The 13,576-nt window shown below is 59.9% G+C and carries 12 protein-coding genes; 8 read left to right on the top strand and 4 right to left on the bottom strand.

The window, feature by feature from the left end:
• Window positions 1-109: 109 nt before the first annotated feature.
• From FHW77_RS20780 to FHW77_RS20760, 5 genes are all read left to right on the top strand, one after another.
• Entirely contained in the window at window positions 110-1,714 is a 1,605-nt protein-coding gene (locus tag FHW77_RS20780; RefSeq protein WP_004437852.1) for an ABC transporter substrate-binding protein, read from the top strand.
• 63 nt (window positions 1,715-1,777) lie between these two features.
• The gene (locus tag FHW77_RS20775) at window positions 1,778-2,785 is read left to right on the top strand and encodes an ABC transporter permease subunit (protein ID WP_004437854.1); all 1,008 of its coding nucleotides are present in this window, start codon (window positions 1,778-1,780) and stop codon (window positions 2,783-2,785) included.
• The gene (locus FHW77_RS20770; protein WP_004437857.1) at window positions 2,782-3,696 is read left to right on the top strand and encodes an ABC transporter permease subunit; all 915 of its coding nucleotides are present in this window, start codon (window positions 2,782-2,784) and stop codon (window positions 3,694-3,696) included. The genes FHW77_RS20775 and FHW77_RS20770 overlap by 4 nt, the downstream gene beginning before the upstream one ends.
• Before the next feature lie 3 nt (window positions 3,697-3,699).
• Complete coding sequence (locus FHW77_RS20765; protein ID WP_022563464.1) at window positions 3,700-4,539, top strand: ABC transporter ATP-binding protein; 840 nt, start codon at window positions 3,700-3,702, stop codon at window positions 4,537-4,539.
• The gene (locus tag FHW77_RS20760) at window positions 4,536-5,381 is read left to right on the top strand and encodes an ATP-binding cassette domain-containing protein (protein ID WP_004437861.1); all 846 of its coding nucleotides are present in this window, start codon (window positions 4,536-4,538) and stop codon (window positions 5,379-5,381) included. Before FHW77_RS20765 ends, FHW77_RS20760 begins: the two co-directional genes overlap by 4 nt.
• Window positions 5,382-5,430: 49 nt before the next feature.
• Here FHW77_RS20760 and FHW77_RS20755 read toward each other — a convergent pair whose 3' ends face one another.
• Window positions 5,431-6,900, bottom strand: a complete 1,470-nt coding sequence (locus FHW77_RS20755) for a mannitol dehydrogenase family protein (RefSeq protein WP_108081689.1) — start codon at window positions 6,898-6,900, stop codon at window positions 5,431-5,433.
• Window positions 6,901-7,004: 104 nt separating this feature from the next.
• Entirely contained in the window at window positions 7,005-7,679 is a 675-nt protein-coding gene (locus FHW77_RS20750) for a GntR family transcriptional regulator (RefSeq protein WP_108081688.1), read from the bottom strand.
• A 280-nt stretch (window positions 7,680-7,959) separates the two neighbouring features.
• Here FHW77_RS20750 and FHW77_RS20745 point away from each other — a divergent pair, with 280 nt between their 5' ends.
• Window positions 7,960-9,078 (top strand): mandelate racemase/muconate lactonizing enzyme family protein, encoded by a 1,119-nt coding sequence (locus FHW77_RS20745; RefSeq protein ID WP_108081687.1) that lies wholly within the window; start codon window positions 7,960-7,962, stop codon window positions 9,076-9,078.
• 188 nt (window positions 9,079-9,266) lie between these two features.
• Here FHW77_RS20745 and FHW77_RS20740 read toward each other — a convergent pair whose 3' ends face one another.
• Both FHW77_RS20740 and FHW77_RS20735 read right to left on the bottom strand, forming a co-directional pair.
• Entirely contained in the window at window positions 9,267-10,289 is a 1,023-nt protein-coding gene (locus FHW77_RS20740; protein ID WP_044459600.1) for an LLM class flavin-dependent oxidoreductase, read from the bottom strand.
• Window positions 10,290-10,422: 133 nt separating this feature from the next.
• Complete coding sequence (locus FHW77_RS20735) at window positions 10,423-11,340, bottom strand: LysR family transcriptional regulator (RefSeq protein WP_006698065.1); 918 nt, start codon at window positions 11,338-11,340, stop codon at window positions 10,423-10,425.
• A gap of 212 nt (window positions 11,341-11,552) precedes the next feature.
• Between FHW77_RS20735 and FHW77_RS20730 the strand changes: the two genes are divergently transcribed.
• Both FHW77_RS20730 and FHW77_RS20725 read left to right on the top strand, forming a co-directional pair.
• Complete coding sequence (locus FHW77_RS20730; RefSeq protein WP_182590678.1) at window positions 11,553-12,761, top strand: ABC transporter substrate-binding protein; 1,209 nt, start codon at window positions 11,553-11,555, stop codon at window positions 12,759-12,761.
• 29 nt (window positions 12,762-12,790) lie between these two features.
• Entirely contained in the window at window positions 12,791-13,576 is a 786-nt protein-coding gene (locus FHW77_RS20725) for an ABC transporter ATP-binding protein (RefSeq protein WP_108081686.1), read from the top strand.

The raw sequence follows: 13,576 nt of genomic DNA, 5'->3' as shown, positions 1-13,576 counted from the left end.
GGCAAAGACCGAACGGCGAGACGGGCATCCCCGTGCCGCCGCTGACCAGAAGAGGTAGGCCCCTGGAGGGGGCCGCAGGAACTCAGAAAAAGAGGGAAAGGACCATCAGATGAAAATGCTGACCCGCAGTTTGCTTATCGCTTCTGCACTTGCGATGACTTCCGCCATGCCAGCCATGGCGAAGACCTTCGTTTACTGCTCCGAGGCATCGCCGGAAGGCTTTGATCCGTCGCCTTACACCGCCGGCGGCACCTTCGACGCTTCCGCGCATCCGGTCTACAACCGTCTGACGGAGTTCAAAAAGGGCACGACAGAAGTAGAGCCGGGCCTTGCGGAAAAGTGGGACGTTTCCAAGGATGGTCTCGAGTACACTTTCCACCTGCGCAAGGGCGTCAAGTGGCACTCCAACGACAAGTTCACGCCGAGCCGCGAATTCAACGCTGACGACGTGATCTTCAGCTACAACCGCCAAGGCGACGCGAAGAACCCGTGGAACCAGTATATCGCAGGCATCACCTACGAATATTACAACTCCATGGAAATGCCGTCCCTGATCAAGGAAATCGTCAAGGTCGACGATTATACGGTCAAGTTCGTGCTGACCCGCCCGGAAGCGCCGTTCCTCGCCAACATCGCCATGCCTTTCGCCTCCATCGTGTCGAAGGAATATGCCGATACGCTTGAGAAGGCCGGCACCAAGGAAGACTTCAACAACCTGCCGATCGGCACCGGTCCGTTCAAGTTCGTCGCCTATCAGAAGGACGCGGTCATCCGCTTCCAGAAGAACGCCGACTACTGGGGTGAAGCCCCGAAGATCGACGACCTGATCTTCGCGATCACGCCTGACGCCGCGGTTCGCCTGCAGAAGCTGAAGGCTGGCGAATGCCACCTGATGCCATACCCCGCTCCGGCTGATCTCGCGACCATCCGCGCCGACAAGAACCTCAAGCTCGATGAACAGCCGGGCCTGAACGTCGCTTACTTCGCCTACAACACGACCGTTGCACCTTTCGACAAGCCTGAAGTCCGCAAGGCGCTGAACATGGCGATGAACAAGCAGGCGATCATCGACGCCGTGTTCCAGGGTGCAGGCCAGGTTGCCAAGAACCCGATCCCGCCGACAATGTGGTCCTACAACGACAGCATCAAGGACGATGCTTACGATCCGGAAGCTGCCAAGAAGGCTCTCGAAGCCGCTGGCGTCAAGGATCTGTCGATGAAGATCTGGGCGATGCCGGTGCAGCGTCCTTACATGCCGAACGCCCGTCGTACCGCCGAGCTGATCCAGTCGGATTTTGCTAAGGTCGGCGTCAAGGCCGAGATCGTCTCCTTCGAGTGGGGTGAATATCTCAAGAAGTCCACCGAAACGAAGCGCGACGGTGCCGTCATCCTCGGCTGGACCGGCGACAACGGTGACCCGGACAACTTCCTTAGCGTTCTCCTGTCCTGCGCCGCAACCGGTGAAGGCGGTGCGAACCGTGCACAGTGGTGCAACAAGGAGTTCTCGGACCTCTTGGCCAAGGCAAAGCAGACCACCGACGTTGCCGAGCGCACCAAGCTTTATGAGCAGGCACAGGTGATCTTCAAGGAACAGGCTCCGTGGGCGACGCTTGCGCACTCCACGCAGTTCGTTCCCATGTCCGCCAAGGTTTCCGGCTTCACCATGAGCCCGCTTGGCGACTTCACCTTCGAAAACGTCGACATCGCGGAGTAATCCCCGAACAACCGGACGCGCGGAAGAACCCTGTTCTTCCGCGCGTCTTTTCAGGAAAAAGCCATGATCCGGTTCATTCTCGGCAAACTTCTCTATCTCGTTCCGACCTTCCTCGGGATCACCATCGTTGCCTTCGCCTTCGTGCGCGTCCTGCCGGGCGATCCCGTGCTGCTGATGGCGGGCGAGCGTGGCATTTCGCCCGAACGGCATGCGCAGCTTGCCGAACAGCTCGGCTTTGCCCAGCCCGTGTGGCAGCAATATCTTCATTTCCTGGGACGGCTGCTTCAGGGCGATCTCGGTAATTCGCTGGTCACCAAGAAGCCGGTTCTCACCGAGTTCCTGTCGCTCTTTCCCGCGACGGTCGAGCTTGGTCTCGTCGCCATCATCATCGCAACGCTCATCGGCGTGCCGGTCGGTGTCATCGCCGCCATCAGACGTGGTTCCTGGTTCGACCAGATTTCCATGACGACGGCTCTGGTCGGTTTTTCCATGCCGATCTTCTGGTGGGGGCTGCTGCTCATCATCATGTTCTCCGGTATCCTGCAATGGACGCCGGTTTCGGGCCGCATCTCGCTGATGTATTTCTTCCCCTCCGTCACCGGTTTCATGCTGATCGACAGCCTGATTTCGGGACAGAAGGGCGCCTTCGCCTCGGCCTTTTCGCATCTCATCCTGCCCTCCGTGGTGCTTGCCACCATTCCGCTTGCCGTCATTGCGCGCCAGACGCGCTCGGCCATGCTGGAGGTTCTGGGCGAGGATTATGTGCGCACGGCCCGCGCCAAGGGCATGTCGCCTTCCCGTGTCGTCGGCATTCATGCGCTGCGCAACGCCATGATCCCCGTCATCACCACCATCGGTCTGCAGATCGGCGTGCTGATGGCTGGCGCCATCCTGACCGAAACCATCTTTTCCTGGCCGGGTATCGGCAAGTGGATGATTGATTCCATCTCGCGCCGCGACTATCCGGTCGTGCAGAGCGGCCTGCTGTTGATTGCGGGTCTGGTGATGATCGTCAACCTGCTCGTCGACCTGACCTACGGCCTCATCAATCCAAGGATCCGTCACAAATGAGCGATGTGACCACAGCTCCGGTCGTCAGGCTTTCTGACGCCGCCATCCGCCGCCGGATGATCGCCGATTTCTGGTTCTATTTCCGTCAGAACCGTGGTGCCGTCATCGGCCTTGCCGTGTTTATTCTCCTCGTGCTGGTCGCGGTTTTTGCGCCGCTCATCGCACCGCATGATCCAACCCAGCAATATCGTGATGCGCTGCTGGTGCCGCCGGTCTGGCAGGAAGGCGGCCGTGCCGGCTTCTTCTTCGGCACCGACGCCGTCGGGCGTGACATGTTGTCCCGTCTGATATACGGCGCGCAATATTCGCTGTTCATCGGCATCGTTGTCGTTTCCATCGCGCTCATTGGCGGCATTGTCATCGGTCTCATCGCAGGCTTCTTCGGCGGCTGGGTCGATACCGTCATCATGCGTGTGATGGACGTCATCCTGGCGTTCCCATCGCTGCTTCTGGCGCTGGTGCTGGTCGCGATCCTTGGGCCGGGGCTCACCAACGCGATGATCGCCATTGCCATCGTCTATCAGCCGCATTTTGCGCGTCTGACGCGAGCGGCGGTGATGAGCGAGCTTCGGCGTGAATATGTCACGGCCGCGCGCGTGGCCGGTGCCGGCAATCTCCGGCTGATGTTCAAGACCATCCTGCCGAACTGCCTTGCACCACTGATCGTACAGGCAACGCTTTCGTTCTCGTCTGCGGTTCTCGATGCGGCCGCACTCGGCTTCCTCGGCATGGGCGCTCAGCCGCCTGCCTCCGAATGGGGCACGATGCTGGCGGAAGCGCGTGAGTTCATTCTACGCGCCTGGTGGGTTGTTACCCTTCCCGGCCTGACGATCCTGATCTCGGTGCTTGCCATCAACCTGATGGGTGACGGGCTGCGTGATGCGCTCGATCCCAAACTGAAGCGGAGCTGAGATATGAGCCTGCTGAAAATCAAGAACCTGACGGTGAAATTCGCCACCGCCACCGGTGCCTTCACCGCCGTCGACGGCATTGATGTGTCCGTGGACAAACACGAAGTGCTGGCCATCGTCGGTGAATCCGGTTCGGGCAAATCGGTATCGATGCTCGCCGTCATGGGCCTGCTACCCGATACGGCGACGATTACCGCCGATGAGATGGTCTTTGACGGCATCAATCTGCTGGCCATGTCGCCGCAGGAGCGCCGCAAGCTGATCGGCCGTGAGATCACCATGATCTTCCAAGAGCCGGTCGCCTCGCTTAATCCGTCCTTCACGGTCGGTTTCCAGATCGAGGAAGTGCTTCGCCTCAATCTCGGCATGAGCGGCGCTGCCGCCCGCGCCCGCGCGCTGGAGCTATTCCGTGCTGTCGGTATTCCCGATCCGGAATCCAAGCTCAAAGCCTATCCGCACCAGATGTCGGGCGGGCAGTGCCAGCGCGTGATGATCGCGATTGCGATCGCCTCCAAGCCGCGTCTCCTGATCGCCGACGAGCCGACGACTGCGCTCGACGTGACGATACAGAAGCAGATTCTCGACCTGCTGATGAAGCTGCAGGAAGAATATGGCATGGCGCTGATCCTCATCACCCACGATATGGGCGTGGTTGCCGAGACCGCCGATCGTGTCGTCGTGCAATATAAGGGCCGCAAGATGGAGGAGGCGGATGTGCTGAGCCTCTTCGAAGCCCCGCAGCATCCCTACACCAAGGCATTGCTTTCGGCCCTGCCGGAAAATGCCACCGGCGACCGTCTGCCCACCGTCTCCGATTTCTTCGGCAAGGAGGGCGTTCGATGAGTATCGTGGTTGAAGGCAAGGGCATTACCCGCGACTATCACGTTCCCGGCGGCCTGTTCGGCGGTGCGAGGATGGTGCAGGCCCTGAAGGGCATCGATTTCGCCGTCGAGCGCGGCAAGACGCTCGCTATTGTCGGTGAATCCGGCTCGGGCAAGTCGACGCTGGCTCGCATCATTGCCCTCATCGATCCGGCTTCCGGCGGTGAATTGAAGATCGATGGCCAGCCGGTCGATATCGCCAGGCGCCGTCCCGGCACGGAAATGCGCTCCAAGGTGCAGATGGTGTTCCAGAACCCCTATGGCAGCCTCAATCCGCGCCAGAAGGTGGGTGACGTGCTGATGGAACCACTCATCATCAACACGAAAATTCCTGCTTCCGAGCGCCGCGAGCGGGCTGAAGCCATGCTGGTCAAGGTCGGCCTTGGTCCTGAGCATTTCAACCGTTATCCGCACATGTTCTCCGGCGGCCAGCGCCAGCGCATCGCCATTGCGCGTGCACTGATGCTGAACCCGGCGCTGCTGGTGCTGGACGAGCCGGTCTCGGCACTCGATCTTTCGGTGCAGGCACAGGTCTTGAACCTGCTGCGCGATCTGCAGGAGGAATTCGAACTGACCTATGTCTTCGTCAGCCACGATCTTTCCGTTGTACGTTACATTGCTGATGACGTGATGGTCATTTCCAAGGGCGAGGCGGTGGAGCAGGGCACGCGCGAGGAACTTTTCGCCGATCCGAAGCACCCCTATACCCGTCAGCTCTTCGCCGCGACCCCGATCACGGATGTCGATGCCATTCGCGCCCGCGTGGAGCGCCGCAAGGCGGCGAGACAGGCGGCGACAGCCTGACGGTTGACGAAAGGTTGGGAGCAGGCCGGATTTCCGGCCTGTTCTTTTTTCAGGACTTCAGGAAACGCCCAATTGCCGCCAGGGCGCCCTGCTCGCGAATGTTGCGATAGGCGGCTTTCAGGGCTAGGACAAAGGTTTCGTTGGCGGGCAGGTCGCTGCCAAAGGTGCGTTTGAAAGCGAGGAAGCGGTCGACCACCGCATCCGGAGCCATCGCCAGTTGATCCGGCGCATCCCACTCCCTGAAGGCGGGGTCGAGAATGGTGATCGGCTGCCCCTTTTCATCTTCCTCTGCGCAGGACCTGATCCACAGCGCGACGGCAAAAATGACCGCTCCGCACTCAGCCTTTTCCGCCAGCAGTTCTCGTAGTGGTGAAAGTATCCGCAGCGGCACTTTCTGCGACGCATCGGAGGCGATCTGCATGGTCTTGTGCTGCAATGAGGGATTGGCGAAACGCTGCCGCAGGCCGGCTGCGAATTCAGAACCATTGACGGCAGGATCCAGCGTCCGTCCGACCTCACGCCAATAGACGTCGATGAAGTCGCGCACGGTCTTTTCAGCCCAGGCATCGGCCACCGTCGCAAGGCCGGCAATCTGGCCGATGGCCGCGATGGCGCTGTGGGAGCCGTTCAGCATCCTCAGCTTCATATGCTCGTAAGGTTCGACATCATCGACGAATTCCACGCCTGATTTCTCAAGCGCCGGCCTGCCATGGGGAAAACGGTCTTCGATGACGAAACGGAAATAAGGTTCCGCAACGACCGGCCATGCATCGCTGAGGCCGAGTGTGGCCGAAATCGCATCCCGGTCCGCATCCGTGGTGGCGGGAACGATACGGTCCACCATCGAGCAGGGGCAGGCAATATTGGCTTCGATGAAGGAGGCCAGTTCCTGATCCGCAAGGCTCGCGAATTCCAGCAGCAGCTTTCGCAGCATGTGGCCGTTGGCGGGCAGGTTGTCGCAGGACAGCAGCGTCAGCGGCAGGGAGCCTTCGGCACGTCTGCGCCGGGTCGCTGCAAGGATGAAGCCGAAGATCGAGCGCGGCCGCTCCGGGTTTTCGAGATCGTGGACGATATCGGGATGGTCGCGCAGCAGGCTGCGGGAGGCGAGATTGGTCAGGTAACCCTTCTCCGTCACGGTAAGGGCCGCGATGAGAACGCGGGGGTCGGCCATCCGCTCCACCAGTCGCTCCGGGTTTTCCCGGGCGACGACGGTTTCAAGAATCGAGCCGACGATGCGCAGGCGCTCGCTTTGGCCATCGCGAAGGCAGAAGGTGTAGAGATTATCTTGCGGTTCGATGGCGTCGCGGGTGTCCGGGCTGCGCAGCGATGCGGCGACGATGCCCCATCCTGTTTCGCCGCGATTGAGGCAATCGTCGATGAAAACCGCCTGATGCGCCCGGTGAAAGGCGCCGACGCCGAGATGCACGATGCCGGGCGTGATTTTCATGCGCTCATAGGCAGGGGTCGTGACCGTGTGCGGCAGGCGGGGCAGGGTTCTAGCGGAAAGCCGGTCCATCATCAGCACAAAATCCCCCTGTGGAATGAGATGGTTTCGGCTCGCGCTGATCGAATTGCGACCCCGGGGTTTTCGCGCATGCAGTCCTCCACTTGTCTTTTAAATGATCAGGCGCCGGCCTCTTTGAGCAATCGGACCTGACGCAGCGTGTTCTGGCGGCTGCGCTCCAGGTGCCGCCACAGCGCATCGATGATCTGGGCCTTGCTGCCGGCGGCAATGGCATCGGCAATATTCTGGTGCTCCTCGACCGAGCGGGCGTAATCACCGAGGATCGAGACGAAGACCGTGTGGGTCTGGTCTAGAATGCGCTCATGCGAACCGGAAATGACCGGAATGCGCGCCGCTGCGACCAGGGTCGCGTGGAAACTGCGGTCGTAAAAAAGCGCTTTCGACAATTCATCCAGCGTCGAGCCTTTGGCGAAGGCGCGGTGTTTGTCGAGGCTTTCCAGCAGTGCCACGTGCAGCGTTCCGTCCAGCTGCCCGGCATCGAAGGCCACTTCCACCGCACCTTTTTCAAGCAGCATCCTGGCCGCGTATAGTTCCTCCACATCCTCGACCGTGAAGTCGCGCACCACCATCCCGCGCCGGGACGAATTGACCACCAGCCCATCCGCCTCGAGTTTCAGGCAGGCTTCCTTGACCGGCGTCGGGCTGATGCCGAGATCGGCGGCAAGTTCATTTGGCAGCAGACGTTCGCCGCCGCGCAATTTGCCGCTGACGATGCGTGCGCGCAGTTCCCGGTGCGCCTGTTCGGCGAGCGTGACTTTGACGAGTGTGTTCATGCCCACATCATCGCCCAGCTTTGCTAAGCAGGCAATGATCGAATATTAAAAATAAAAAATTTTTTATTTTACAAAATCCGTTTTTCCGTTACCTCTATCTGCCATCGGAAGCCGGCTGCCGGAGGAGGGCGGTTCGGCAATCCCCTGACGGTTTGACTCCTGCAACCATTGGATGCGGGAGATGACGCGATTTCACCCGCCCGGTCGGCAAAGCGTGTCTCAGAAAGGGACTTCCGCCTTTCCTCCCCAGAAGCGTTCAAGCATCGAGGAATGACCGATCATGAAAATTACCGCCGTCGAACCCTTCATCCTGCACCTGCCGCTGACATCGGACTCCATTTCCGATTCCACCCACAGCATCACCCATTGGGGTGTTGTCGGCGCAAAGATCACCACCTGTGACGGCCTCGAGGGCTATGGTTTCACCGGCACCCATGCGCATCTGGCGTCGGACAGGCTGATCACATCCTGCATCAGCGATTGTTACGCGCCCTTGCTCGTCGGCGAGGATGCGTCGGAGCATTCACGGCTTTGGATGAAGCTCGCCCGTTATCCCTCGCTCCAATGGGTCGGCAGGGCCGGCATCACCCATCTGGCGTTAGCTGCGATCGATGTGGCTCTCTGGGACCTGAAAGCGAAAAAGGCAGGCGTGCCGCTGTGGCACTATCTCGGCGGCGCACGCACGGCGGCAGTGGAAGCTTATAATACCGATATCGGCTGGCTTTCCTTCTCGTTGGACGATTTGCTTGCAGGCAGCTCAAGGGCGGTGGAGGAAGACGGTTTCACCCGGTTGAAGATCAAGGTCGGGCATGACGACCCGAATATCGATATCGCCCGGCTTGCTGCCGTCCGCAAACGCGTCGGCTCATCCATCCGCATCGCCATCGATGGCAACGGCAAATGGGATTTGCCCACATGCCAGCGCTTCTGTGCGGCAGCGAGGGATCTGGACATCTACTGGTTCGAGGAGCCGCTGTGGTATGACGATGTGACAAGCCATGCCCGACTGGCGCGCAATACCACTATCCCGATTGCGCTCGGCGAGCAGCTTTATACGGTGGATGCGTTCCGTTCCTTCATCGATGCCGGCGCCGTCGCTTATGTCCAGCCGGATGTAACACGGCTTGGCGGCGTCACCGAATATATCCAGGTTGCCGATCTGGCACTCGCCCATCGCCTGCCTGTCGTGCCGCATGCCGGCGAGATGAGCCAGGTGCATGTGCATCTAAGCTACTGGCATCCGGCGTCGACCATTCTCGAATATATTCCGTGGATCAAGGATCATTTCGAAGAACCGATCCAGGTGCAGGATGGTGTCTACAAACGGCCTGAGCAGCCGGGTGCGAGCACGACACCACTGGCGGAAAGCTTCGTGCGTTACGGCAAGGCGCTGAACTAGAGCAGCGGTATACAGCCCGGATTTTAACGGAGGGAAAGCACGTCCTCCGTCATGCCGGACTAGATCCGGCATACAGCCACGGCGCGTCTACGCCGTGACAAGACTCTTTCGCGATCAGAGACTTGATCGCGCTGGACCCCGGATCAAGTCCGGGGTGACGGCGTGTGGGTGATACGATTTTTCCAGATTTAGCGCCAGCCAAGCGCCGGCGCTACCTGCTTCAGGATGGTCTCGATCACATGGGCGTTGTAATCGACGCCCAACTGGTTCGGCACGGTCAGCAGCAGCGTGTCAGCTTCGGCGATGGCTTCGTCGGCCTTCAGCTGTTCGATCAGCTTTTCCGGTTCGGCGGCATAGCTGCGTCCGAAGATCGCACGCGTCTTGTCGTCGATATAGCCGATCTTGTCGTCGCCTTCGTTGCCGTAACCGAAATAGGCGCGGTCGCGATCATTGACGAGCGCGAATATGCTGCGGCTGACGGAGACGCGCGGTTCGCGGGCATGTCCGGCCTCCTTCCAGGCTTCCCGGAAGGTGCGGATCTGCTGCGCCTGCTGGACGTGGAAAGGCTCACCGGTTTCGTCGGTCTTCAGCGTGGAGCTTTGCAGGTTCATGCCCAGCTTTGCCGCCCACACTGCCGTTGCATTGGAGCTCGAGCCCCACCAGATGCGCTCGCGCAAGCCTTCGGAATGCGGCTCCAGCCGCAGAAGACCCGGCGGGTTGGGGAACATCGGCCGCGGGTTCGGCTCGGCAAAGCCTTCGCCCTTCAAAAGCTCGAGGAAGACCTCGGTGTGCTGACGCGCCATATCTTCTTCGCTCTGGCCCTCGGCCGGGCGATAACCGAAATAACGCCAGCCATCGATGACCTGCTCCGGCGAGCCGCGGCTGATGCCGAGCTGCAGGCGACCACCGGCGATGAGGTCGGCCGAACCGGCGTCCTCCACCATGTAGAACGGGTTTTCGTAACGCATATCGATGACGCCGGTGCCGATCTCGATCTTTTTCGTGCGGGCGCCGACGGCGGCCAGAAGCGGGAAGGGCGAGGCCAGCTGACGGGCGAAATGGTGCACACGGAAATAGGCGCCGTCAGCCCCCAGTTCTTCCGCGGCCACGGCGAGGTCTATCGACTGCAGCAGCGTATCGGCCGCCGAGCGGGTCTGCGACTGGGGGGAGGGCGTCCAGTGGCCGAAGGATAGGAATCCGATCTTTTTCATAATGACCTTCCAGATTTGGAGGATGTCCGCTAGTGCAGCGACATCGTTGTTGTCCCTCATATAAGCAACGGCGCAGATCCTCCAACCTGCGAGACGAAGACAGGGTGTCGCCGAAATGTGAACGATCGCGACTTCAGACCATGAGGCCGCGCTTGAGAATAAAGAGCTTTTCGTGGGCGCGCGCGGTGGTGAGGATGAAATCCATCAAGGAGCGCACCCGTGGCACATTGGCAAAGTCCTGATGGCTGGTGAGCCAGTAACCTCGCCGCAGCTCGACCTCACCCGGAAGCACCATCTGCAAATCCGGAAAGCGCGCGGCGATGAAATTCGGCAGGATGCAAAGCCCTCGGCCACCAAGCGTGGCGGTCAGTTGCGCAAAAATGCTCGAAGACTGGAAATTTGGCCGCAGGCCCGGAAGCACATCGCGCATGTAATCGAGGCCGGGTGAAAAGATCAGATCCTGCACGTAGCCGATGAAGAAGTGGTCGAGCAGGTCTTCCCGCTTCGTGATTTTCGGCTGTCCGGCGAGATAGGACCGTGAGGCGTAAATATGCAGCGTGTAATCGATGATCTGTTCATTGATATAGGGACCGGCCTTCGGCGGATCGAGCGTGACAGCCACATCCGCCTCCTTTCGGGAAAGCGCCATGATCTGCTGGATCGTCACCATTTCCACCATGATGTGGGGATGGGTGGCGGCGAAGTCCTTCAGCCTCTCGACGAAGAAAAAATTGGAAAAACCTTCAGGAGCGCTCAGGCGCACAACGCCGCGCAGCAGGCTGCCGCTTTCGGAAATATCCGATTGCAGCCGTTCAGCCTCTGCCTCTATGCGCTCGACGGTATCGACCAGTCGCCGCCCCACCGTCGTCAGCTCATAACCGCGCGGGTTCCGCTCGAAGAGCTTGGTTTTAAGCGAAAATTCCAGCCGGTCGATATGACGGGAGACGGTGGCGTGGCTGGTGCGCAGGCTTCTGGCGGCGGATGAGAGCTGGCCGGTGCGGGCCACGGCCAGGAAATATTGCAGGTCGTCCCAGGTGAAAGGGGTGGCCATAATTGTCTCCCATCAAGAGTTCTGTTCAAAAATGAACAGTTCCTGTTCGCAATTTGATGATGACACGCTCTTGTGTCAACGGCCGAATTCGAGAAGTCTACGCTCAGGATGCGCCGCTTTGAGGAGGGCGGTGCGGCCATTCATGTGCAGGGTTTCGGTTCACCGCTGCACAGACAATCTGAGGCTCGCAATCATCTCTGGGAGGAGAAGTCATGCGCAAGAGTATCGTTTTATCCACGGCCATGGCACTGGCCGCCGGCACCGCCGCTTATGCCGCCGAGATTTCGGACGGCAAGGTCAAGATCGGTATCCTGAACGACCAGTCCGGCGTTTACGCCAATTTCGGCGGCAAATACTCCTATGAAGCCGCGAAGATGGCGGTTGAGGATTTTGGCGGCAAGGTGCTCGGTGCGCCCGTGGAAGTGGTAACGGCTGACCACCAGAACAAGGCGGATGTCGCCTCCAACATTGCCCGCCAATGGTACGACACCGAACAGGTCGATTCGATCATGGAACTGACCTCGTCGTCTGTCGGCCTTGCCGTGCAGGCACTCTCGAAGGACAAGAAGAAGATCACCGTCAACACCGGTGCTGCCACCACCGAGCTGACCGGCAAGCAGTGCAGCCCTTATGGTTTTCATTGGGCCTATGACACCTATTCGCTGGCTGTCGGCACCGGTGGCGCACTCGTCAAACAGGGCGGCGACAGCTGGTTCTTCCTGACAGCCGACTATGCCTTCGGTTATTCGCTGGAAGAAAATACGTCCAATTTCGTCAAGGCAAATGGCGGCAAGGTGCTGGGCTCCGTACGCCATCCGCTCGCCACCACCGACTATTCGTCCTTCCTGCTGCAGGCTCAGTCTTCGGGCGCGAAGGTTATCGGTCTTGCCAATGCCGGTCTCGACACCTCCAACGCCATCAAACAGGCTGCGGAATTCGGTATCGTTGCAGGTGGCCAGCGCCTTGCAGCGCTTCTCTTCACGCTTGCAGAAGTCCATGGCCTCGGCCTTGAGGCAGCTCAAGGGCTGACACTGACGGAAGGTTTTTATTGGGACCGCGACGATGAATCGCGCAAGTTTGGTGAGCGCTTCAAGGAACGCACCGGGGCCATGCCGAACATGGTTCACACCGGCACCTATTCCGCTGTCTTGCATTATCTGAAGGCGATCGAAAAGGCCGGCACCGACGATGCAGACGCCGTCGCCAAGGCCATGAAGGAAATGCCTGTCAACGACGTCTTCGCCAAGGACGGCCATGTGGCCGCCAATGGTCGGATGATCCACGACATGTACCTCATGGAAGTGAAGAAGCCTGACGAAAGCAAGCAGCCCTGGGATTATTACAAGGTTCTCGCCACCATCCCCGGCAAGGAATCCTTCATGGACCCCGCAAAGAGCGGTTGCCCGCTGGTGACGCAATAAAAGACTGACGCAATAAAGGGGAAAGTTTCATGACGATCGCTCCCGCCCCCGCCGGGCAGGCAGAACCTCGCGTCGTTCTTTCGGCGCGTGGTCTCACCAAGACCTTCGGCGCATTCGCAGCCGTGAAAAACGTCGATCTCGACGTGCATCACGCCCGCGTCCATGCGCTGATCGGCCCAAACGGCGCCGGCAAGACAACGGTTTTCAACCTGTTGACCAAGTTTCTCCAGCCGACAGGCGGGGCGATCACCTTCATGGGAACGGATATAACAAAGACGCCACCGGACAAGGTGGCGCGTCTCGGCCTCGTCAGGTCTTTCCAGATATCGGCGGTGTTTCCGCATCTGACGGTTCTGGAAAACGTGCGGGTGGCATTGCAGCGGCCCAACAGCCTTGCAACGCAGTTCTGGCTGCCGCTCTCTTCGCTGGACAGGCTGAATGCCCGCGCCGAGGAGCTGATCTCCATGGTGGGCCTCACGCGGGAAAAACACGCGCTTGCGGCCGATCTGTCTTACGGCCGCAAGCGGGTTCTCGAAATCGCGACTACGCTGGCGCTTGATCCCAAAGTTCTGCTGCTGGACGAGCCGATGGCGGGCATGGGTGGAGAAGATGTCTCGCATGTGGCCGAGCTTATTCGTGAGGTGGCAAAGACCCGCGCGGTGTTGATGGTCGAACATAATCTGAAGGTCGTGGCCGATATCTGCCATCACGTTAGTGTTCTGCAGCGTGGAGAAATTCTGGCTGAGGGCGATTATGCCACGGTTTCTGCCGATCCGCGCGTGCGCACGGCCTATATGGGCACGGAGGAGGCTTGA

Source organism: Agrobacterium sp. RC10-4-1 (assembly GCF_014138475.1).
In the GTDB taxonomy this organism is placed as follows: domain Bacteria; phylum Pseudomonadota; class Alphaproteobacteria; order Rhizobiales; family Rhizobiaceae; genus Agrobacterium; species Agrobacterium pusense.
The sequence above is the reverse complement of the archived record's forward strand: the minus strand, read 5'-3'. Positions and strand labels throughout refer to the sequence as shown.

Excerpts from the sequence above, each read along its gene's own strand:
- FHW77_RS20780 (WP_004437852.1), top strand. The coding sequence starts at position 110 with ATGAAAATGCTGACCCGCAGTTTGCTTATCGCTTCTGCACTTGCGATG.
- FHW77_RS20775 (WP_004437854.1), top strand. The coding sequence starts at position 1,778 with ATGATCCGGTTCATTCTCGGCAAACTTCTCTATCTCGTTCCGACCTTC.
- FHW77_RS20770 (WP_004437857.1), top strand. The coding sequence starts at position 2,782 with ATGAGCGATGTGACCACAGCTCCGGTCGTCAGGCTTTCTGACGCCGCC.
- FHW77_RS20765 (WP_022563464.1), top strand. The coding sequence starts at position 3,700 with ATGAGCCTGCTGAAAATCAAGAACCTGACGGTGAAATTCGCCACCGCC.
- FHW77_RS20760 (WP_004437861.1), top strand. The coding sequence starts at position 4,536 with ATGAGTATCGTGGTTGAAGGCAAGGGCATTACCCGCGACTATCACGTT.
- FHW77_RS20755 (WP_108081689.1), bottom strand. The coding sequence starts at position 6,900 with ATGATGGACCGGCTTTCCGCTAGAACCCTGCCCCGCCTGCCGCACACG.
- FHW77_RS20750 (WP_108081688.1), bottom strand. The coding sequence starts at position 7,679 with ATGAACACACTCGTCAAAGTCACGCTCGCCGAACAGGCGCACCGGGAA.
- FHW77_RS20745 (WP_108081687.1), top strand. The coding sequence starts at position 7,960 with ATGAAAATTACCGCCGTCGAACCCTTCATCCTGCACCTGCCGCTGACA.
- FHW77_RS20740 (WP_044459600.1), bottom strand. The coding sequence starts at position 10,289 with ATGAAAAAGATCGGATTCCTATCCTTCGGCCACTGGACGCCCTCCCCC.
- FHW77_RS20735 (WP_006698065.1), bottom strand. The coding sequence starts at position 11,340 with ATGGCCACCCCTTTCACCTGGGACGACCTGCAATATTTCCTGGCCGTG.
- FHW77_RS20730 (WP_182590678.1), top strand. The coding sequence starts at position 11,553 with ATGCGCAAGAGTATCGTTTTATCCACGGCCATGGCACTGGCCGCCGGC.
- FHW77_RS20725 (WP_108081686.1), top strand. The coding sequence starts at position 12,791 with ATGACGATCGCTCCCGCCCCCGCCGGGCAGGCAGAACCTCGCGTCGTT.